Annotated in this window: 1 protein-coding gene; it reads left to right on the top strand. The window is 64.8% G+C overall.

Annotated elements, in window-relative coordinates:
• Positions 1-674: cytochrome c oxidase subunit II (gene coxB, locus EXE45_RS17210; RefSeq protein ID WP_137695049.1), on the top strand; the 674-nt coding region annotated here is incomplete at its 5' end.
• Positions 675-742: the final 68 nt, after the last annotated feature.

Genomic DNA, 742 nt, shown 5'->3' with positions numbered 1-742 from the left:
GTACCATCGTCGTGTCGTACACGCTGTGGAACGTGTACAAGTACCGCGACGACGGGAACCGGTCGGACGAGGAGTTCGACGCGCCGGTCGTCGGCGAGCTCCCCACGGGACAGGGCGGTCCGAAAGCCAAGAAGCTCTTCCTCTCGTTCGGGTTGAGCGCGATCGTGGTCATCAGCCTCGTCGTGTACGCGTACGGGCTCCTCCTCTACGTCGAGCAGGGACCGGACACCGGCGACGAGGGAGACATCGAGATCATGGTCGAGGGGTACCAGTACGGCTGGGCCTACGAGTACCCCAACGGGCACACCGAACGGGGTGAGCTGATCGTGCCGGCCGACCAGCGGATCGACCTCAACATCACGTCGAGGGACGTGTGGCACAACTTCGGCTCGTCGGACTTACGGATAAAGTCCGACGCCATTCCCGGAGACTACAGCGAGACGTGGTTCGCTGTGAGCTCCGAGGACGTCGAGGCGCAAGGCGGGGAGGCGACCTACCGCGTCGAGTGCTTCGAGCTGTGCGGTCCGGGTCACTCCCAGATGAAGAGCCAAATCACGGTCCTGCCGCAAGACGAGTGGGAGGAGTGGTACGCGAGCACCGGTAACAGCTCCGAGAGCGCCAGTATCGGGGCCTCCGGCGCCGGCTTCGCCGCGGCCAGCGGGGTGGGCGCATGAGCGAACTCCCGCCGACGACCTCCGTCAAGCGCTGGTTCGTGACGACCAACCACAAGGACATCGGAATC

The organism is Halorubrum sp. SP9, from assembly GCF_005435015.1.
GTDB classification, from domain to species: Archaea; Halobacteriota; Halobacteria; order Halobacteriales; family Haloferacaceae; genus Halorubrum; species Halorubrum sodomense.
The sequence above is the reverse complement of the archived record's forward strand: the minus strand, read 5'-3'. Positions and strand labels throughout refer to the sequence as shown.